The following is a 20,685-nucleotide window of genomic DNA, read 5'->3' on the forward strand; positions in this document are numbered from 1 at the left end:
ATAAGAGACAGGCACAAAGACCGCCATCAGCACTAGCGAAGTCGCAATCACCGCGCCCGTCAGCTCTCTCATCGCCTCGATTGCCGCCTCGACCGGAGTCAGTCCGCGCTGATTGATCTTCGCACTAATATCTTCAACCACGACGATGGCATCATCGACCACCATCCCAGTCGCTAGCGTTAGGCCAAACAGCGTCAGACTATTAATCGAAAAGCCAAACAGCTTTACAATCGCGAACGTCGCCACCAGAGAGACCGGAATCGTCACGGCTGGAACCACCGTCGTCCGCCAGTCCTGCAAAAAGATATAGATCACCAGCACGACTAGACCAACCGCCTGGATCAGTGTCCACAGCACGCTGAGCAAAGACTGCTCGACAAATTCGGTCGTATCAAAGCCGATGCCGTACTCCATCCCAGGCGGAAAATCTGCAGCCAGCTCAGCCATACGTGCCTTCACGCCCTGGGCCACCGCCAGCGCATTACTGCCTGGCAGTTGAAAGATGCCTAAACCGATCGCCTCTTGCCCCCGAAAGCGTAAGAATGAGCTATAGCGCTCAGCGCCCAGCTCCGCCCTGCCGACATCTCGCAGCCGAATCAGCTGACCCGCTTCACCCGTTTGCAAGACCAGATCTTCAAATTCTTCTGGTGTCTGCAGTCGGCTCTCGGCCCGCAGGTCAATCTGAAAATTTTGGTCACTCTCTACCGGGGGTTGACCAATTTGGCCCACACCGACCTGAATATTTTGCTCTTGCAAAGCCAAGATCACATCATCCGCCGTCAGCCCTCGCCCAGCCAGCTTTTGCGGTTCGAGCCAGATTCGCATCGCATAGGTGCGCTCACCAAAAACCACAACGTTGCCGACACCGGGCACTCGCTGCAGTGCATCTGCCACATACAGATCGGCGTAGTTACTCAAAAACGTATCGTCGTACTGATCATCTTCAGTAAACAAACTCATCGCCAGCAGAATGTTGCTGGTCTCTTTAGAAACGCTCACCCCAGTTTGGCGAACCGTCTCTGGCAGCTGCGGCTCGGCCAGAGAAACCCGGTTTTGGACATCGACCGCAGCGATGTCTTTATCGCGAGTCGAATCAAAGGTAACGACGATATTGCTAATACCATCGTTACTGCTGTTAGAGGTCATATATCGCATGCCCTCTACACCATTGATCTGCCGCTCGATGATAGTCGTCACCCCGCGCTCAACAGTTACTGCATCCGCACCGATGTAGGTTGCAGTGACGTTGACCTGGGTCGGGCTAATATCTGGATACTGGGCGATCGGCAAAGTAGGAATGCTGACCGCGCCCGCCAATAGCAAAATTAAGGCGCAAACGGTAGCAAAAACGGGCCGTTTGATGAAGTAGTTGACGAACATGGTGACGCCGCGAGGAGAGAAGGAAGGGAGAAAGCCGATACAAAGGCCAACACAAAAAATTAGGCGGAAATCAAAAGTTGGGCTTAGCCCTCCGGTGGGCTGCTGCTACCGCTGGTATCGATGGGAACACCGTCACGCAGGTTCAAGATGCCTTCGGTGATGATCACATCACCAGGCACTAAGCCATCTAAAACCTGATAGTCGTTGCCTTGCAGGTCGCCTAGCTCTACGGAGGTCAGCTTTGCCACTTCAGGCGGCGGCCCGTCTGCTTGACCGTTGGACTGACCGCCATCCTGACCGGGAGATGGTCCCTCAGTTGCTTCTTCTGTTTCAGGAGGATCTGGCTCACCTGGGACAAACACGAAGGTTTCACCACCTAGCCGGGTGATCGCCGTTGCCGACACCAAGACGCCCGGACGCTCATCCCAGATCACCCGCACCTCCAGGCGCTGCTCGTCTTGAAGCGGCTGGCCTGGCGTGGAAAAACGGGCCTCGGCTAGAACGGTTTGAGTATCCGTGTCGGTAGTTGGCGAGACGAAGTTAATAGCGCCCGTTGCAATGATATCGTCACTGCCAAACAGGCTCAGCTCAACCGGTAGTCCTGTCCGCAGCCGATCTGATTCATCGATAGGGATCGCAATCTCTAGATCGAGATCTTGATTCTGTGTGATCGTTGCTAGCTGATCGCCTGCTTGCACGTAATCGCCTAGGCTCACTGGAATGTTACCGACGATGCCAGATATCGGCGCGGTGACGGTTTTGTCTAACAGATCTTGCTGGGTCGCTTCGGCGTTGGCATTGGCCTGTGAAAGCGTTGCATTAGCGCCTTCTAAACTCGATTCTAGGGCGGCGATTTCTTCTCTAGAAGAAGCTAGGGCAGATTCGGCCACGGTGCGATCGCGGACCACCTCATCTAGCTGACTCTGAGGCAGTGCGCCTTGAGCCACTAGGGCCGCTGTTCGATCAAAGTCATTGTTGCGTAGCTCTAGATCCGCAAGCAGCTCGGTTAGCCTAGCTCTGGCAGCGCGTAGTTGAGCACTGGCCGTATCGCGACTAGAGCGGGCCGCGCTCACACTCGCTAGCGCCGCATTGTAGTCCGACTGCGATCGCTGCGAACTGAGCTGCATAATTGGTGCGCCCGCCGAAACAGTCTCACCCGACTCCACAAAGATCTGCACAATTCGACCGTCTGCCTCGGGCTGCAAACTAACGCCAGCCTGGGCATCTAGCAAGCCAACAAACTCAGCGCTATCTTGCAAAGACTCTGACTCTAGCCGCTCTGTCCTCACAGGAACCGGGGGCGGTCCCTCCATCTCTGAAGGGCCGCTGTTCGCAAAAATGCGCCAAAATAAAAAGCCTAGCCCGCCTGCTAGCAGCACTAGACCTATCCCAGCAATCCATTTGCGAGACGGTCGCCGTTTAAGAGAGCCGATCGCAGGGTCAGAAGTGGTCGCCATTGGGGAATGCCTTAGAGTTTTTGCGCGAGTGCCTTATAGGTGAGTATAGCTAAACTAGTCGGTTTGGTTTAGTTTTGTTGGAAGAAAAATGAGCGCGAATTTTCCTCACGCTGTGTTCCCCAATTCGCTCGCTAGTGCGCTCATCTAGACGGATTAAAAGACTGCAATTGTGAATAGCTTTGATACTTCGCGCATCTATCGCCAGTATGACTAGCCCGTATGGACATATGAACCTGACCAGCGAGGTCTTACAGCCGATCGTATCTGAGTTCGTCATCTACATCTGTAACGATATCGACTAAATTTAGCGAACGCTATTGATAGCGTTTATACTTCAGAAGATTCGGCAGGGGTTGCTACATCTAGTGGTAGAACCAGATGCCTGTGCGTCATATGATCAGCAGTTTTTGCAGACAATGCATCTCTTTTAATGGGATAGTAGGTTTGTACTCTAAACTCCTGACCATTTGTCCTGGTGCTTTGCCTTTAGATCTTTAGTCTCTCGGAGAGGTTGGTATGTCTTTTGTCGGCTTGCACATTCATAGCGACTACAGCCTGCTAGACGGTGCTAGCCACATCGATCCGCTAGTGGACAGAGCGCTAGAGCTGGGAATGGACGCGATCGCCCTGACCGATCACGGCGTCATGTACGGCGCGATTGAGCTGCTAAAGGTCTGCGGCAAAAAAGGCATCAAGCCGATCATCGGCAACGAGATGTACATCATCAATGGCGATATTACCAAGCAGGAAAAGCGACCAAAATATCACCAGCTCGTCCTTGCCAAAAACGACATCGGCTACAAAAACCTAGTAAAGCTCACCACTGTCTCTCACCTAGAAGGCGTCCAGGGCAAGGGACTCTTCTCTCGGCCCTGCATCAACAAAGACCTGCTAGAGCAGTACCACGAAGGACTAATCATCACCAGCGCCTGCCTCGGCGGCGAGATTCCCCAGGCCATTCTCAAAAAGCGGCTAGATGTCGCCCGCAGAGTTGCCCAGTGGTACAAAGATCTGCTGGGTGACGATTTCTATCTAGAGATTCAAGATCACGGATCTTATGAAGATCGAATCGTCAATGTAGAGATTGTTCGGATTGCTCAAGAGCTAGATATTAAAATTGTTGCAACCAACGATTCTCACTTTATCTCTTGTGTCGATGTAGAAGCTCACGACGCGCTGCTGTGCATTCAAACCGGCAAGCTGATTTCAGAAGATAAGAGACTACGCTACAGCGGCACAGAATACCTGAAGTCAGAAGCGGAAATGCGCCGCCTGTTTCGCGATCATCTTGCTCCTGAAGTGATTGATGATGCAGTCGCGCGCACTCAAGAAGTTGCTGACAAAGTAGAAGAATACAACATTCTGGGCAATCCTCAGATTCCTAACTTTCCGATTCCAGCCGGGCATACCAAAGAAAGCTACATGGAGAAGGTGGCCTGGGACGGACTGCTAGAACGGATGAATTTTACCAGCCGGGAGGAGCTGAGTCAGGAGTATCGCGATCGCATGGTCTACGAAGTCCAGATGATGCACCAGATGGGCTTTGCCACCTACTTTCTTGTAGTTTGGGACTACATCAAATTCGCCAGAGACAACAACATTTCCGTCGGGCCAGGACGTGGCTCTGCGGCGGGTTCCCTAGTTGCCTACGCCATGGGCATCACCAATATCGACCCGGTTCATCACGGCTTACTATTCGAGCGCTTTCTCAACCCAGAACGCAAGTCCATGCCCGATGTGGATACAGACTTTTGCATCGAGAAGCGTGAAGAGGTAATCGAATACGTCACCGAAAAGTACGGCACCGACCACGTCGCGCAAATTATTACCTTCAACCGCATGACCTCCAAAGCGGTGCTAAAAGACGTGGCCCGCGTGCTCGATATCCCCTACAACGAATCAGATAAACTCGCCAAGCTGATCCCGGTCTCTAGGGGCAAACCGACCAAGCTCAACGTCATGATCTCCGAGAAGACCCCAGACACCACCTTTAAAGAAAAGTACGACAGCGGCGAACTCATCCCCGGTACCAACGTCACCTTCCAGCGGTGGATTGACACAGCCATCACCATCGAAGGCACCAACAAGACCTTTGGTATGCACGCGGCTGGTGTCGTGATTTCAGAGCATCCGCTAGACACTATCGTTCCGTTGCAGCGCAACAACGACGGCTCTGTGATTACGCAGTACTACATGGAAGATGTCGAAGCCATCGGTCTATTGAAGATGGACTTCTTAGGTCTGCGAAACCTAACGATGATTCAAAAGGCAGTTAACCATATTGAAGCTAGACACAATATTGAAATCGATCTAGACGCGCTGCCGCTAGACGATCCCAAAACCTACGAGCTGTTAGCAGGCGGAGAGCTAGCAGGCGTATTTCAGCTAGAATCTTCTGGCATGCGGCAGATTGTGAAAGAACTAAAGCCCTCCGGTTTGGAAGACATCTCCTCAGTTCTCGCACTCTATCGACCGGGTCCGCTAGATGCTGGACTTATTCCTAAGTTTATCGATCGTAAGCACGGCAGAGAGAAGATCGACTACGCCCACAAGATATTAGAGCCGATTCTAAAAGAGACTTACGGCATCATGGTCTATCAAGAACAGATCATGAAAATTGCTCAAGATCTGGCAGGGTATTCGCTAGGGCGAGCGGACCTACTGCGTAGAGCCATGGGTAAAAAGAAGATAAAAGAAATGGAGCTGCACCGAGAGGAATTTATCAAAGGTGCCGGGGAAAACGAGTTTCCTCGTAAGAACGCAAACGATCTGTTTGATCAGATGGTGCTGTTTGCCGAATACTGTTTCAACAAGTCTCACTCTACGGCCTACGGATTTGTCACCTTTCAAACTGCGTATCTAAAGGCGAACTATCCGGTTGAGTACATGGCGGCGCTGCTAACAGCGATTAGCGGTGACCAAGACAAAGTGCAGATGTACATTGCTAGCTGCCTGAGCATGCACATTCAAGTGCTGCCACCGGATGTGAACCGTTCGGAAGTGGACTTTACACCGCTGGAAAATCAGATCCTGTTTGGTCTATCTGCGGTTCGTAATGTGGGATTAGGAGCGATTGAAGCGTTAATCAGGTCTCGGGAGAAAGACGGCCCGTTTACCTCGCTAGCGGATCTGTGCGATCGCGTCGATCTACGAGCCGTCAACAAGAGAGCTCTTGAAGCATTGATTCTCTCTGGCGCATTAGAAAGCCTAGACCCCAATCGTCAGCAGCTCATGCATGATCTAGAGCTAATCGTAGAATGGGCTCAGTCGAGGGCCAAAGACCGCGAAGTCGGTCAGGGGAATCTCTTTGATATGCTCGGTGGCAGTTCTGAGAATACTTCAGCAAATACAACAACCTTCGAATCAGCGCCCAAAGCCCCACCCGTTTCAGACTACGAACCTCAAGAAAGGCTAAAGCTAGAGAAAGAACTTCTAGGCTTCTATATCTCCGATCATCCCCTCAAAAACATTCAGCACTCAGCCAAAATTCTTGCCCCCATCGAACTCGCAGAACTCGCAGAAAAGCCCGAAAAAGTTACCCTTAGCGCCATCGTCATGCTCAGCATGGTCAAACCCGTCACCACCAAAAAGGGCGACTCTATGGCCGTCGTTCAGATAGAAGACCTGACGGGCCATGCTGAAGCCGTCATCTTTCCTAAATCCTACGCCCGCATCGGTCAGTACATCAAACCCGACGCGCGTCTGATGGTGTGGGGCAAAGTCGATCGCCGTGACGATCGCACTCAAATGATTATTGACGATGCTCAGCCGATTGAAACCGTGCGGATGGTGATGCTGGACTTAGACGCTGCGATCGCTGGTGACATCAAAAAGCAAAACCGCCTGCGCGACATTCTCAGGGAGCTGCAAGGCGAGAACAAATTCGCCGCCAAAACCCCAGTCATTGCCGTCATTCGCACCCGCAACCAAAGACAGGCCGTCCGCCTAGGCAACCAGTACCGCGTCCTTAACGCTGAAACCGCAGTCGCCTCACTAAAAGCCGCGAACTTCAACGCCAGAGCCACGCCACTGCTGACGGTGTAAAATTACACGAACGGCCACAGTTGCGATCAAACTAAATTTGGATCTTCACCTAGCTCGCGTAATCGAGCGGCTAGGCGTTCCGCTTGAGAAGCTGAGCGTTCCGCTTTTTCCTCTGATGTTAGGATGCGATCGCCATTTTGGTCAAACCAGCCTAGCAGTTCGCGGTCTTCTCCACCAAAAGTCCCCCTATACCGACCTAAGGCAAGTCCGGCTTCTTCCATCCAAAAGGGTTCGCCGATCTGTAGCTGGTATTCACCACTTACCAGTTTGTAAACCTCAAAAGGCTGGTGCCTGTCTCTTTGCCAATAGAGGGGATTGTAAATAATGTAGTAGAGAACGCCGAGATTTCGGTAGATTTCCATCTTTTTGACATACTCTCCACCAGGCGACCACGAGACCAGTTCGAGCGTCATCAGAGGCACAACATCATTCTCTTCCCAGACGACATAGCTACGCCTAAAACTTTCACCTTCTCTGTGACGGGGAACGCCTATGCTCAAGAATGCATCCGGGACAACCGGGACTCTAGGGTTTTTACCTGCTGTATGATACACACCCATGTCTACTGCAAAGAACCAGTCCTGGCGGTGCTCCCAAAGGGTGTTTAGCACAAACAATAAAATGTTTGGCAAGAGATTTTGATCCTCATTGTCCACGGGTATATCGTCCGAATCAGGTAGCTCGGAGCCGGAAGGGAGATCTGTTTTTAGCTTGGACTGAACCATGAGATCAAAGGTCGAGTCTACGTTATGGATATATCTACATAGTAGACGACTCTAGTCTTCTAAGGAGGCTTCTACAGGATCGTGCTGGGTAGAGTTGGCAAGGGCAGTGGCGATCGCATCCACCACTCTTCCCACTTCAGTCACCTCCATCCCCAGATCCTTCCGGCTCTGCCCTTTTGGCACTAGCGCTCGCTTAAACCCTAGCTTTGCTGCCTCCTTTAGCCGCAGCTCCATCTGAGAAACCGGGCGAACCTGACCGCCCAAGCCTACTTCTCCGATTAGGACTAATTCTGGATCGATGATGCGATCGCGAAAACTTGCAGCCACTGCCACCGCAATCCCTAAATCTGCCGCTGGCTCTCCTACATTTAGTCCACCCGAAGACGCCACATACGCATCTAATTTAGATAGGGGAATGCCGACTCTTTTCTCTAATACGGCGAGAATCTGCAACAATCTGTTGTATTCAATTCCTGTAGTCGAGCGGCGCGGTGAGCTGTAGCTAGTCGGACTGACCAAAGACTGCAGTTCCACCACCAAAGGCCGCGTCCCTTCACAGGCCACAATCGTTGCCACGCCAGGCACATTCTCTTCTTGATTGCTCATAAATAGCTCAGAAGGGTTCAGCACTTCTTCTAGCCCCTTATCTACCATTTCAAACACGCCGAGTTCATGAGTTGCGCCAAATCTGTTCTTAACCGAGCGCAGCAGGCGGTGACTGGCAAAGCGATCGCCTTCAAAATACAAAACGGTATCGACTAGGTGTTCCAACACTTTTGGACCTGCGATCGCCCCTTCTTTAGTCACATGTCCCACAATAAACAGAGAAATGTTCTCCTTCTTGGCTAGCTGCATTAGCGCCGAGGTGCATTCTCGTACCTGTGCAACTGACCCTGGTGCGGAGGTAAGCGCTGAATAGAACAAAGCTTGAATGCTGTCAATCACGGCAACTTTGGGCCGCAGCGAATCTAGTTCATCGAGAATAGTTTCTAAGTTCGTTTCGGGCAGAAGGTACAAATTGTCTCGGATGCTGCTCGACTGCTCACTTTGATTGATGCCTAGGCGAAGCGATCGCAGCTTCACCTGCTGCCCTGACTCTTCTGCACACACATACAAAATCGGCGTACCCTTAGCTAGCTGATTCGCCGTCTGCAACAGCAGCGTAGACTTACCGATACCCGGATCGCCGCCTAGTAATACTAGAGACCCAGGCACAATGCCACCACCTAAGACGCGATCTAGCTCGTGATAGCCAGACGGGATTCGCGCCTGAGGATGATCTTGAATCTGATTAAACGTCAGCGACAGTCGAGGCTGAGCCGGGGCTTTTTTACGGCGAGTGCCGCCCGTCCGCGATTTCATACTGGGGCGAGTGCTCGCTGCAGACTGGGACTCAACGACCTGCTCGACTAGCGAATTCCAGGTGCCGCAGGTAGGACATTTACCAAAGTGCTGACGCGACTCAGCGCCACAGGCATTACATATATAGACAGAACGAGTCTTAGCCATGGGCGATCATCAGTCACTAAAGATCAGAGTACGGAGCTCATAAAAGTAGTATATACGTACTTTCACCGCTGAGAGAATACGGCTAAAACAGCAAAATACGATACATTTCTTTGCAAATGCCCACTTAATATTTGCTTTTTAAAAAATAAGAAAAAATGTCTTGGCTCTTCTCGAAATAATAACTTTCATAAAGGTAAAGCCGTGACTGGTCAGCACTGTAGCGATTCGTATCAGTTCGTAATCGAGCTAGATACAACCTTAAGAAACAGTAAAACCCTCTGAGTCACTAGCTTTGGGAGGGTTCAACCGCATACAATTGATTTGCTGAGATGGCCCTTGGCAAAAAGTTTAGTTGCTAAACGTTATATAAGCGTCATAAACTTTTTGATCGACATTGCAGTCATTCCCGCCAGTGGTCTCTTTGCAGCCACGGTTTTATAGGAGTTTACATAGCCTTGGAAAGCGTTAAAGAAAAGATCTTAGTTGTTGATGATGAAGCTAGCATCCGTCGTATTCTAGAGACCCGACTTTCCATGATTGGCTACGACGTAGTCACCGCCGCCGATGGGGAAGAAGCCTTAGATACCTTCCGCAATACCATCCCGGATTTGGTGGTCTTAGATGTGATGATGCCTAAGCTAGACGGCTATGGCGTTTGTCAAGAGCTTCGTAAAGAATCAGATATTCCGATCATCATGCTGACTGCACTAGGCGATGTGGCCGACCGGATTACCGGGCTAGAGCTCGGCGCTGATGACTATGTGGTCAAGCCGTTTTCTCCAAAAGAACTCGAAGCGCGCATTCGATCTGTTCTACGCCGGGTCGAAAAGACAGGGGCCTCTGGCATCCCTAGCTCCGGTGTGATCACGATCAACAATATCCGTATCGACACCAACAAGCGCCAGGTCTACAAAGGCGACGAGCGCATCCGGCTAACTGGCATGGAATTTAGCCTGCTAGAGCTGTTGGTCAGCCGTTCTGGAGAGCCCTTTTCTCGCTCTGAGATTCTACAAGAGGTTTGGGGCTATACGCCAGAGCGCCACGTCGATACCCGCGTAGTCGATGTCCATATCTCTCGGCTAAGAGCCAAGCTAGAAGACGATCCTAGCAACCCTGAGCTGATCTTAACGGCTAGAGGCACTGGCTATCTATTCCAGCGAATTGTTGAACCCGGCGAAGAATAAGAAAAATCTGGGAAGAACAAGTCTGATAGAATTCTTAAAGTTATATGATCCCGATTGGGCCAACAAAAGGGTGGAGCTTTGATGGATTCGACGCAGGTACGCATCGCAGTAGACGCGACGGGCGGTGATTTTGCCCCTGATGAAGTGGTTGCTGGCGCGCTCAGAGCCAAGGAAGAGCTGGGGGTTGAAGTGCTATTGGTGGGTGACGCCGACCAGATAGCAGCGGCAGTACCGCAGGCAGGCTTACTTAAAGGCATTGAGATCGTGCCCGCCGAAGGGACTATAGAAATGCACGAAGAGCCTTTGAGCGCGCTGCGGCGAAAGCCTAAAGCTTCTATCAATGTCTCGATGGATTTGGTCAAGCAGGGGCGAGCAGATGGCGTGGTTTCAGCGGGGCATTCAGGTGCGGCGATGGCAGCGGCGCTGCTGCGGCTAAAACGAATCAAGGGCGTCGATAGACCCGCGATTGGCGCTGTGTTTCCCACGGTGGTTGCGAACAAGCCAGTATTGATTTTGGATGTGGGCGCAAATGTTGACTGTCGGCCTAAGTATCTAGAGCAGTTTGCCTTTATGGGCAGCATCTATTCCCGCTATGTCTTGGGTAATGATGACCCTAAAGTCGGCCTGCTGAACATTGGCGAAGAGAAAAGTAAAGGCAACGAAGCGGCTATCACCGTGCATAAGGCGTTGAGTGAACAAAGCGCGATTAGCTTTGTGGGCAACGCGGAAGGGCGCGATGTGCTCTCGGGCGACTTCGATGTGATTGTATGCGATGGCTTTGTTGGCAATATTTTGCTGAAGTTTGCTGAGGCGGTGGGCGAATCGGTGCTGCAAATTTTGCGAGAAGAATTGCCACAGGGCGTAGCTGGCAAGGTAGGCTGTACGCTTTTGAAAGGCAACCTGAAGCGGATCAAGCAGCGAGTGGATCACGCAGAGCACGGTGGCGGGCTACTGCTAGGGGTGGCAGGGGTAGCTGTCATTAGCCACGGTAGCTCTAAAGCGCCGTCTATTTTCAATGCAATTCGCTTGGCTAAAGATGCTGTTGATAACCGCGTGATTGAGCGGATCGAAGACCAGTACCAAAAGGTTGCGGCGACTGTCAAAGCCAAGGGTGAATAGAGAGTATGGCTCAGCAAACTTACGGCGTCGCTTTTATCGGTAGCGGCTCGGCTCAGCTTGAGACGGTGCTGACAAACGATCAGCTCGCTCAGGTGGTGGATACCTCAGACGAGTGGATAGCGACTCGCACTGGCATCAGGCGGCGACATATTGCTAACGCCAGTGATTCTATTCGATCGTTAGCAGGCGAGGCGGTAGTCAGCGCGATCGCCCAGACAACCCTAAAGCCTACCGATATCGATCTAATCCTGCTAGCCACGTCTACGCCCGATGACCTTTTTGGCTCAGCCTGCCAGATTCAAGCCGAAGTCGGGGCCACGCGCGCGGTTGCTTTTGATATTACCGCTGCTTGCTCTGGGTTTGTATTCGCCTTGGTCACAGCGGCTCAGTTTATCCGCACGGGCGCTTACAAAAACGTGGTGGTCGTCGGCGCAGATATCTTGTCTCGGCTAACGGACTGGAGCGATCGCAGAACCTGCGTTCTCTTCGGCGATGGCGCTGGGGCGATCGTGATGCAGCGCTGCCGTGAAGATCGCCTGCTTAGCTTTGAGATGCACAGCGACGGTAGCCAAAACGACTGCCTCAACGCCCACTATCAAAAGGCATCAGAGACGTTAGTAGATGATGTCACTATTCAAACCGGTCAGTATCAGCCCGTGACGATGAACGGACGAGAGGTCTATCGCTTCGCGGTCAAGCGAGTCCCAGAAGTCTTAGAGAAGTCGCTTTTTCACGCTGGACTGTCGACTGATGATATCGACTGGCTGATTTTGCATCAGGCGAATCAGCGGATTTTAGATGCTGCGGCCCAGCGATTGGGGATTCCGGGCGATCGCGTCGTTAGCAATATGGCCAAACATGGCAACACCGATGCCGCCTCTATTCCCATTGCTCTAGACGAGTGGGTTCGTACTGGCAAAATCAAAACAGGCGATACGCTCGCACTGTCCGGCTTTGGAGCTGGTCTCTCTTGGGGAGCCGCCATCCTCAAATGGGGCTCTGTAGAGAATAGATAATTAGAGAATAAATAACTGCCAACACTTTTAAGATAGGAGTTTAAAGCAACAATGTTAAAAACTGCATGGGTCTTTCCTGGCCAGGGTTCCCAGGCTGTAGGAATGGGCGCGGATCTAGCGGAGGTGCGCGCAGATCGCCTAGCGGAAGCCGAAAAGATTATTGGAAAATCTGTGCTAGAGATTTGTCAAGATGAAGCGCTGCTGTCCGATACTCGCTATACGCAACCCTGTTTGTATGTAGTAGAATGCGCGCTAGCCGATGTTTTGAAAGAGAAAGGACAGCAGCCCGACCTGGTGGCTGGTCATAGTCTAGGAGAGTACTCCGCGCTATATGCGGCGGGCGTATTTGATTTCGTTGAAGGATTGAAGCTCGTTAAACGCCGCGCTGAGCTGATGTCAGAAGCCTCGGCAGGAACGATGGCAGCGCTCATGGGTTTTGATCGCGACCAGCTAGATGCCAAAATTGCCGAGACTGCAGACGTCGTTTTGGCGAATGACAACAATGCAGGGCAGGTAGTCATTTCCGGCACGTTAGCTGGCGTCGATGCGGTGATATCGAGCGTGAAATGCAAGCGAGCGCTCAAGCTGAACGTCAGCGGTGCGTTTCATTCTCCTTTGATGGCCGATGCTTCTAAGTCATTTGAATCGGTGCTTGCAGCCGTTGAATTCAGCGATGCCAGTATTCCTGTGATGTCAAATGTAGATCCAAGACCTGAAACCAATGCTGAGATCTTGAAAAAGAGATTGATCCAACAGATGACAGGTTCTGTTCGCTGGAGAGAGATTTCTTTAGGTCTGCCGGAAGCGGGAATCGAGTCTGTCGTCGAAGTCGGACCGGGGAAAGTGCTAACGGGCCTGATTAAAAGAACTTGTAAAGGGTTGAGTCTGAGTAATGTCAGCAGTCTAGCGGCGATTGAGTCGGCTAGCTAGCGCCGGATGCATACTCAAAGGGAAGGCTAAGCCTACGTGTGATTCTATTGCGCTTTGCTATACATCTCACTTCAAGCTACAGATACACAAAAAGCTAGAAAGAACTATGGCTCTCTAGCTTTTTTCTGCTTTTCTGTGCCTTTAGGGAAGTAGTCTTTGAAGATAAAATTTTCAAAGGCTTACTTGCCAGCACTTACGAATCTTCGCGCAGATCGCCAGGTTCTTCAACATACATTTCTGGCTCGATCGCATAGTTGTTAGCGAGACCTTCATTACTGACGGTCTGGCCACCAGTCGTATCAAGCTCTTTTTTGTCTGAGGTTTCTTTATAATCTTCTCCTTCACGCTCCATCCGCGCGGCTGTTTCTGCAGGAACAATTCCTCTATCGAAATTGTCTTTTTGAACGCCGCCTTTGTTACCTTCGTTTTCTGCCATAAGTGTTACCTTCCTTTTTAAACGAGTGAGTTATCGCTAGCGCTAGGCAAATCCATAGGCTAACTAGCCACTTCGCTTGGGTCAAAACAAGAGTCTCACTGATAGAAACCCTCTGCCGCCAAGTAGCCAGATCTATTCATGGTCATAGCAACCATAATTTGATATTAGTCCCACTCAAACGCAATGTTTTTATATTCGTCGTAGGAGATACAATTGTTGATGTTCATACATCTGCAGTTCTTGAGCAGAAGTGACTATTCTGGCCAGCTACTCTCGATAGAACCAGTCACCTCTTCTGCCGACTCGCCGACTGCAAAATCGATAATTCCAGACCAGAACGTACCAGTGCCTACCGCGCCAGGCATCATATCTGAACCGTCGAAGCTAATCACTTCGGCATCGGCTAGAATTTGAGCGATTTTTTGACTGGTGATATCGGGATAGGCATCGGTCGAAACCTGCTTGTGCGGAGAGATAAATCCGCCTAGACCCGCCCAGATCTCGTGGGGCTGTGGAGTCGCCAAATACTGCATCAGCGCTCTGGCTTCGGGGGTGTCGTTAAACATGCCAAAAGCGTCTCCTGCCACCAGAATAGGCGTGCCAAATCGAGGGTCTATCTCTGGCAAGGGAAAAACGTCGTAGTCTACTCTAGGCTCTGCCTCTTCTGGGAAGAAGGTGGCGATAAAGTTGGCCTGCCTGTGCAGGTAGCAGCTAGGTGGCTCGTTGAAAATTCCTTGTGCGGAGTCTCCAAATGGAGTAGACACTGCGCCAACGGCCCCACCATTGACGTATTCAGGATCGAGCAAAATCTCGCCAAATTCGTTAAAGGCGTTGACGACTTCGGCAGAATCAAAAGGCAAGTCGTGATCGACCCACTGGCTGTAGGCTTCGGGGCCAGCGGTGCGGAGCATGATATCTTCGACCCAGTCGGTGCCGGGCCAGCCGCTGGCATCGCCACTTTCTAGACCAATACACCAGGGGGTAGCGCCATCAGCGACGATCTGATCGCTTAGGTCAATAAGCTCTGCCCAAGTCGATGGAATTTCATAGCCAGCCTCTTCAAAGGCAGTTGGCCGATACCATACCAGGCTTTTGACAGACGCTCTATACCAGATGCCGTAGGCTTCGTCATCCACGCTGCCTAGCTCTATCCAAGTATCTGGGTAGGCGGCTCTAAGCGTGCTGGTATCGATGAAGGTATTAAGCGGAATGAGCTGTCCGGCTCTGGCAAAATCGGCCAGCAGACCGGGCTGGGGAAACATGGCTAGATCTGGCGCATCCCCTGATTCCACCCGAACCGGTAGCAGGGTAGCAAACGCATCGGTGCCTTCGTAAACTACGTCGATGCCAGTTTCTTCTTCAAACGGTGCTAGGGCCTGTTCTAATTTCTCTTGCTGTTCGCCGACGACTACGCCTAAAACGGTAACGGTGTTTTCAGCGGATTCGGTAGAGGCACCATCGCAGCTAGAGAGTAAGAAGAGCGAGCCGAGGGCTAGACCTAACAGGCGATAGGAAGAATTATTGCGTTGACGAGTGGGTTTTAAGAAGGGCTTCATAATCAGGGTTATACAAAGAGCCATTAAGCGTAAGACTAGGTATAGCGTTTATTCTGTATGAACTCAAATTTGAGGATGATAATCAGTAATAATAAAAGAGCTGATTTCTTAGTGACTTTCTAGGCAGCTATGGCTGCTTCAAGGGCTCTAATAGGTGTGATCTGCCGTGCATGATTTGATGTGACCATGTCCCAGCTAAAGCTTTTCCCCGATGAGTTATCGTCTGACTTGCCGCCTCATGACTTGCCGCCTTACAAAGTCCGCGAGAGCAAACGGGCCAAGCATGTCTCGATCAAGATTTCGGTAGAAGGCGAGGTGGAGATTGTGGTGCCGCCTCGGTTTGATAGCGCTAGGCTGCCAGAGATTCTAGAGCGGCGGCGCAGTTGGATTTTGAAAACGCGATCGCGTCTACTCACTGACCGCGAAAATACCGTTGATAGCTGGCAAGCCGAAAAGCCTGAGAAAATTGTCTTTCGCTGGCGATCGCCCCAGATAGAAGAAGCCGTGACGAAACGCGATCGCGCTCTGCTAGAGACTTGGACGGTTCAATACGTGCGATCGCCCGGTAGCCGCATCACCTGCATTCCAGACGATACCCACCATCACCTTACCGTCACAGGCAATACCGACCATCTGAGCGCCTGTCAGCGCGTCTTATGCAAATGGCTCGCCCACCGCGCTCAAAAAGAAATAGCGCCCTGGCTCAGACAGCTAGGCTTTGATCTAGACCTGCCCTGCCATCGCATTTCCGTCCGGGGGCAAAAGACCCGCTGGGCAAGCTGCTCTAGCCAGAAAAACATCAGCCTCAACTACAAGCTGCTGTTCTTGCCCCAGCCGCTAGTTCATTACGTTCTCGTTCATGAGCTGTGCCATACCGTCCATATGAACCACTCAAAGGCATTCTGGGCATTAGTCGAGCAAAAGCAACCTGACTATAGCTGGCGAGATCAGGCACTAAAAAAGGCATGGCGCTACGTGCCACGTTGGGTAGAGGCCCGATAGTATGACCTCCGATAGTATGAGCATCGAAGCACCGCATAGCGGCTATCACTGGCGCGGCCAGTCTGAGCGGTTTTTTGAAGGATGGTATTTGCGGGTGACCTTGAGTGCGTTAGCGGAGCCTCTTCAGGGAAGAATCGCCCAAACTTTCGCCTTCATGTACTCCATTGACGATCCAGCAGGCAACAGCCCTCACAGCGGCGGCGCAGCTCAGATTCTAGGCCCAGACGAATCTTATTACTGCCGCACCTTTCCTAACGTTCATCGGTTTTCAGCGAGTCCTAACCGTCTGGCTGTTAGCCATCAGCGAGTGATCAGTCGAGCCAATAGACAAGCTAGTAATCAGGCCAGTAAACAGGACACTGGCTATATAGATAACCAAACAGAAGGCTATCGCTTCACAGCGCATTATCATCAGGGCAGGCTGCTGAATTCGACAGGCGCACTACAAGCAGAATGGGAGTACTCGATCAAACCACTAGCTACCTGGGGCAGGTTGGATTCTCCTAGAGCAACCGCTGGCTGGCTATCGTATCTATCCGTCTTTGAACCTGGTTGGCAGGTACTGATGGCAGACGGGCTAGCCTCTGGGCAGATCTATTGGCAAGGAAAAACGTACGACTTCCAAGATGAGCCCGCCTACACCGAGAAAAACTGGGGCGGCGCTTTTCCCTCTAAATGGTTTTGGCTACAGTGCAACGCCTTTCCCAGCGCGCCAGGACTCAGCATTACCGCAGCCGGTGGCGTGCGCGATGTGCTTTTTCTAAAAGAAAACGTAGGGCTAATCGGCATCCACTACCAAGGCGAGTTCTACGAATTCATTTCGACTAAAGTCACCTTTGCCTGGACAGTAGATCCGTGGGGCTATTGGCACCTGAGCGCCCACGACTATCGCTACCGAGTAGAAATTACAGGCCGCGCCCATGACCAAGGTGCCTACGTGCGCGTGCCCACTCGCGAGGGCATGCAGTGGCTGTGCAGAGACACCACGCATGGAGAACTGCGAGTCCAGCTATGGTCAGTCGATGGCCCGCAGATCATAGATGCCATCAGCAATCTAGCAGGCTTGGAAGTTGGCGGCAGTCCTTGGGAAGAGCCCTGGGTGATTGAAAGTTAATTCAAAAATTGGAAGAGGCTTGCTATAGTACCTTGAGTAATTGTCGGAATAGTCCGGTGTGCTATTAGCCACCAGCATTATGATGACAAAAGCCTGGGGCTGTGGCTCAGATGGATAGAGCAAGCGCCTCCTAAGCGCTAGGTCGCGCGTTCGAATCGCGCCAGTCCCGTTTTCCTCTATTCAGGTCTCGAACCCTACACACTCACTCTAGAACGTGTGGAGCAAAGTGGCGATCGCTATAGCAGAGGCTACTTTATATGGCAACTATCAACTTCAATACCTCCAACACAACTTTTCGCCAGCTACTAGGCAACGGTCTCACCTACCGGGTTCCTCGGTTTCAGCGCGACTATTCCTGGGGCACAGATGAATGGGATGACCTTTGGCAAGACATCGTAGGACTTTTTGAAAACGATAGTGAACCAGCCCATTATCTGGGCTACCTTGTGCTTCAATCTTCAGACAGCAAGCAGTTCGATATCATTGACGGGCAGCAGCGGATGACGACGCTAAGCGTCATGGTTTTAGCAGGTCTGTCCCATCTCAAAGACCTGATCGAAGCAGGATTAGATGCGGACAACAACCGCCGCAGACAAGAACAGCTACAAAATAGCTACATTGGCTATCTCGATCCGGTCACGCTAGTTCCTCAGTCAAAGCTGGAGCTAAACCGCCACAACAATCTCTTTTATCAAACTTATCTAGTGCCGCTAGAACGCATTCCGACTAGAGGTCTAAATACATCTGAACATCAGCTTAGAAAAGCCTTTGGCTGGTTTAAAGATCGAATCAAATCGAGGGTCGGCAGTCAATCTGCTAGCGGAAAAGACTTTGCGGAGTTTATTGACACGCTGGTAGACAGACTCTTTTTCACTGTGATTACAGTGACAGATGAGCTGAACGCATTCAAGGTGTTTGAGACGCTAAACGCGCGTGGGGTACGACTGTCCTCGACAGATCTACTAAAGAACTACCTGTTTTCTATCATTAGTACGGGAGACACTCACGAAACTGAGGTGCAGGCGCTCGAAGACCAGTGGGAAAGGGTTGTGGGCGTTTTAGGAAGTGAGAGTTTTCCAGAGTTTCTACGAATCTATTGGAACAGCGGTCATAAGTTAGTTCGTAAAACAGATCTCTTCAAAGCAGTTCGACGAGATGTAAAAAGCCGTCAGGAGGCGTTCTCTCTAGTTAGAAATTTTGACTACTATGCCGACGTTTATACGGCCCTAAGAGATCCACAAGATAGTAGATGGGAAGCCAAAGAGCGAGAAGCTCTTAAGCAGTTAAAAATGTTTGGCGTTCGGCAGCCAGTATCAATGCTGCTAGCAACCTATCAAAGTTTCTTTGAGTCCGAGCGGGCCTCATTTACTCGCATTTTGCTCTCTGTGCTGGTAATTTCCTTCCGTTACAACGTTATTTGCAGTTTGCTAACTTCCGATCAGGAGAAGATCTACAACGACATTGCGCGTAATATTTCTACGGGCAACTATACAGACCATTCGCAAGTAGAAGCCTCTCTGCGCCGAATCTATCCCGAAGACGTGCAGTTTAAGGGTGCTTTTGCTGAAAAGGAGCTTAAAACGACGAATAGTCGTAATAAGAAAGTAGCTCGTTATCTTTTGTTTGAAATTGAGCGACAGCGTTCTGGCCAGATGTTTGATGCAGAGAGTGCTACCTACAATCTAGAGCATATTTTGCCAGAGCACCCGTCTGAAGATTGGAACTATATTGACGAGGATAAGCAGAATCGTTTGATTTATCGGCTAGGCAATATGACGCCGCTAGAGACTAAGCCTAATAACAATATTGGCAACGCTAGCTATGCTGCCAAAAAAGCTGCTTACGCGAAGAGCGATTTCCAGATTACGCGGGCGATCGCAGAGCACTACGATATTTGGGACGAGCAAAAGATAGAAAGTCGACAAAAACAACTTGCTAAGATTGCCGCCGGAATTTGGCGAATTGATTTTGGTAGTTAGAGGTGCGGTTGTGCTGTCGTAATTTTGCAGAAACTACGCAACTTCTGTAAGCTGCTTTGCTGCCAGCTTTTCTGTCAGTGAGGCGCGAGTGGGAAGAGGATGAATGTTGTTGTGTCTACCCGGCACAGTTTCTTCATTCTGTGGGGATGAGAGTGCCTGAATGAGGCTATTTTCTATGGCGCACCAGCTCTTCTTTGAAAGATACTGTGATAGCAAAGAGAGAATATCTTTTTCGTTTCTATAGAATGCTTTGGCCAGAAACGCGGCGATGGTTCTTTGTAAATCGCCGTCAGTATCCGCTTCAATAGCTTGCGCTAGTCCAATCGCTAGGGTTTCAACAGGCATGTTTCCTAGCGCCTGTAGGGCAAGTGTTTGGACTTCTAGAGGAAAGTGACGATCTAAATGGGATTGATTGCGGGATTGATTACGGGCCTGCAAGTCAAAATAATGCGCGATCTTGACTAGTGAGAGGATTGCAATGCTGCCGAACTTTGGAAATAGATCCGCCAGTTGCTGACGAATATCTGCAGACTCTGTGGTAACAAACAGATGACAGACAAATCCAAAGAATTGCTCAAAGCTCCAAGACTGTATCTGTTCAAGCGTATTCTCTGGGTTGGTACTCGCTAGCTGACAGATTAAAAGAATGTCCTGGGTTTGAAGCGTGTGTTGAGTGTGAAGCGTATTGCCGGGGGCCGTGGATAGAGCTGTCATATGCAAGTGCCAGCAGTAGCTGGAGTGAGTGGAGGCGCACTTTATAGCGAAATTCAGCTTATCAATGTGGGCTTTTTATTATCGACTTTTTATCTAAGTTAAGGCAGGCAATGGACAGCAAAACCTGAGCATAAAAACCAGTACAAGAGTTGAGGTATTGCTATCTAAAACGCTCGTTGTGTGTTGCTAAAACACATCAGCTCAGCTTGCAACTGATGTTTCTATAATAGACCAGCTAGGTTTGAAGCACTTAGGTGTTCTATTGCTGTTCGTACTCTAGTTCTACTAGGTTCAAAAGCGTATTGCAAGATACAGAACGAAATATTTTGTTATAAAGATGGTGATTCCATGACATTATCGTTGCTACACTGCTCTTTTTATAAAGGTAGGTAGCATCAATCCCTTTTGTAATCAGCACTTTGGCTTCTACTCAGCAGTTGAACACTCCAGCGGCGATTCTACCTCTCTGTTATGAATCTTGGATATTAATATCTATTTTTATGGCGGGTGTTATAGCAAT

General features: G+C 50.6%; 15 protein-coding genes and 1 tRNA gene. 9 read left to right on the plus strand and 7 right to left on the minus strand.

Translation table 11 applies throughout. The features are described from left to right. Both IQ256_RS23120 and IQ256_RS23125 read right to left on the minus strand, forming a co-directional pair. A partial coding sequence (locus IQ256_RS23120) for an efflux RND transporter permease subunit (protein WP_193858057.1) occupies nucleotides 1-1,380 on the minus strand: 1,380 nt, incomplete at its 3' end. 83 nt (nucleotides 1,381-1,463) lie between these two features. Next, entirely contained in the window at nucleotides 1,464-2,837 is a 1,374-nt protein-coding gene (locus tag IQ256_RS23125; protein ID WP_193858058.1) for an efflux RND transporter periplasmic adaptor subunit, read from the minus strand. Nucleotides 2,838-3,353: 516 nt separating this feature from the next. On the opposite strand from IQ256_RS23125, the gene IQ256_RS23130 reads away from it, so the two are divergent. Then, nucleotides 3,354-6,881, plus strand: a complete 3,528-nt coding sequence (locus IQ256_RS23130) for a DNA polymerase III subunit alpha (RefSeq protein ID WP_193858059.1) — start codon at nucleotides 3,354-3,356, stop codon at nucleotides 6,879-6,881. Nucleotides 6,882-6,907: 26 nt separating this feature from the next. On the opposite strand, the gene IQ256_RS23135 is transcribed toward IQ256_RS23130, so the two are convergent. Together IQ256_RS23135 and radA are read right to left on the minus strand one after the other, a co-directional pair. Continuing rightward, on the minus strand, nucleotides 6,908-7,606 hold the full coding sequence (locus IQ256_RS23135) for a Uma2 family endonuclease (protein WP_193858060.1): 699 nt from the start codon (nucleotides 7,604-7,606) through the stop codon (nucleotides 6,908-6,910). Between the two features lie 51 nt (nucleotides 7,607-7,657). Beyond that, nucleotides 7,658-9,115: a DNA repair protein RadA gene (gene radA, locus IQ256_RS23140; protein WP_193858061.1), complete on the minus strand. Its 1,458-nt coding sequence runs from the start codon at nucleotides 9,113-9,115 to the stop codon at nucleotides 7,658-7,660. 455 nt (nucleotides 9,116-9,570) lie between these two features. Here radA and rpaB point away from each other — a divergent pair, with 455 nt between their 5' ends. From rpaB to fabD, 4 genes are all read left to right on the plus strand, one after another. Next, nucleotides 9,571-10,299 carry a response regulator transcription factor RpaB gene (gene rpaB / locus IQ256_RS23145; protein ID WP_006453376.1) on the plus strand — a complete coding sequence of 243 codons (729 nt, stop codon included), beginning with the start codon at nucleotides 9,571-9,573 and terminating at the stop codon, nucleotides 10,297-10,299. A gap of 81 nt (nucleotides 10,300-10,380) precedes the next feature. Continuing rightward, the gene (gene plsX, locus IQ256_RS23150) at nucleotides 10,381-11,418 is read left to right on the plus strand and encodes a phosphate acyltransferase PlsX (protein WP_193858062.1); all 1,038 of its coding nucleotides are present in this window, start codon (nucleotides 10,381-10,383) and stop codon (nucleotides 11,416-11,418) included. A 5-nt stretch (nucleotides 11,419-11,423) separates the two neighbouring features. Then, nucleotides 11,424-12,434: a beta-ketoacyl-ACP synthase III gene (locus IQ256_RS23155; RefSeq protein WP_193858063.1), complete on the plus strand. Its 1,011-nt coding sequence runs from the start codon at nucleotides 11,424-11,426 to the stop codon at nucleotides 12,432-12,434. A 51-nt stretch (nucleotides 12,435-12,485) separates the two neighbouring features. Next, entirely contained in the window at nucleotides 12,486-13,364 is an 879-nt protein-coding gene (fabD, locus tag IQ256_RS23160) for an ACP S-malonyltransferase (protein ID WP_193858064.1), read from the plus strand. Between the two features lie 193 nt (nucleotides 13,365-13,557). Here the strand turns inward: fabD and IQ256_RS23165 are convergent, their stop codons facing one another. After that, entirely contained in the window at nucleotides 13,558-13,800 is a 243-nt protein-coding gene (locus tag IQ256_RS23165) for a hypothetical protein (protein ID WP_228025196.1), read from the minus strand. Between the two features lie 254 nt (nucleotides 13,801-14,054). After that, complete coding sequence (locus IQ256_RS23170) at nucleotides 14,055-15,356, minus strand: ABC transporter substrate-binding protein (protein WP_193858065.1); 1,302 nt, start codon at nucleotides 15,354-15,356, stop codon at nucleotides 14,055-14,057. A 186-nt stretch (nucleotides 15,357-15,542) separates the two neighbouring features. On the opposite strand from IQ256_RS23170, the gene IQ256_RS23175 reads away from it, so the two are divergent. The 4 genes from IQ256_RS23175 to IQ256_RS23190 all read left to right on the plus strand — a co-directional run bounded on the left by IQ256_RS23175 (nucleotide 15,543) and on the right by IQ256_RS23190 (nucleotide 19,451). Next, nucleotides 15,543-16,358: a M48 family metallopeptidase gene (locus IQ256_RS23175; protein WP_193858066.1), complete on the plus strand. Its 816-nt coding sequence runs from the start codon at nucleotides 15,543-15,545 to the stop codon at nucleotides 16,356-16,358. Nucleotide 16,359: 1 nt separating this feature from the next. Next, the gene (locus IQ256_RS23180; protein WP_193858067.1) at nucleotides 16,360-17,472 is read left to right on the plus strand and encodes a tocopherol cyclase family protein; all 1,113 of its coding nucleotides are present in this window, start codon (nucleotides 16,360-16,362) and stop codon (nucleotides 17,470-17,472) included. A 95-nt stretch (nucleotides 17,473-17,567) separates the two neighbouring features. Then, nucleotides 17,568-17,641 (plus strand) — tRNA-Arg (locus IQ256_RS23185). Nucleotides 17,642-17,729: 88 nt separating this feature from the next. Then, entirely contained in the window at nucleotides 17,730-19,451 is a 1,722-nt protein-coding gene (locus IQ256_RS23190; RefSeq protein WP_193858068.1) for a DUF262 domain-containing protein, read from the plus strand. 33 nt (nucleotides 19,452-19,484) lie between these two features. On the opposite strand, the gene IQ256_RS23195 is transcribed toward IQ256_RS23190, so the two are convergent. Then, a complete protein-coding gene (locus tag IQ256_RS23195) occupies nucleotides 19,485-20,165 on the minus strand; it encodes a hypothetical protein (RefSeq protein ID WP_193858069.1) in 681 nt (226 codons plus the stop codon). Nucleotides 20,166-20,685 lie beyond the last annotated feature (520 nt).

This window comes from cf. Phormidesmis sp. LEGE 11477 (assembly GCF_015207105.1).
Lineage (GTDB): Bacteria > Cyanobacteriota > Cyanobacteriia > Phormidesmidales > Phormidesmidaceae > Phormidesmis.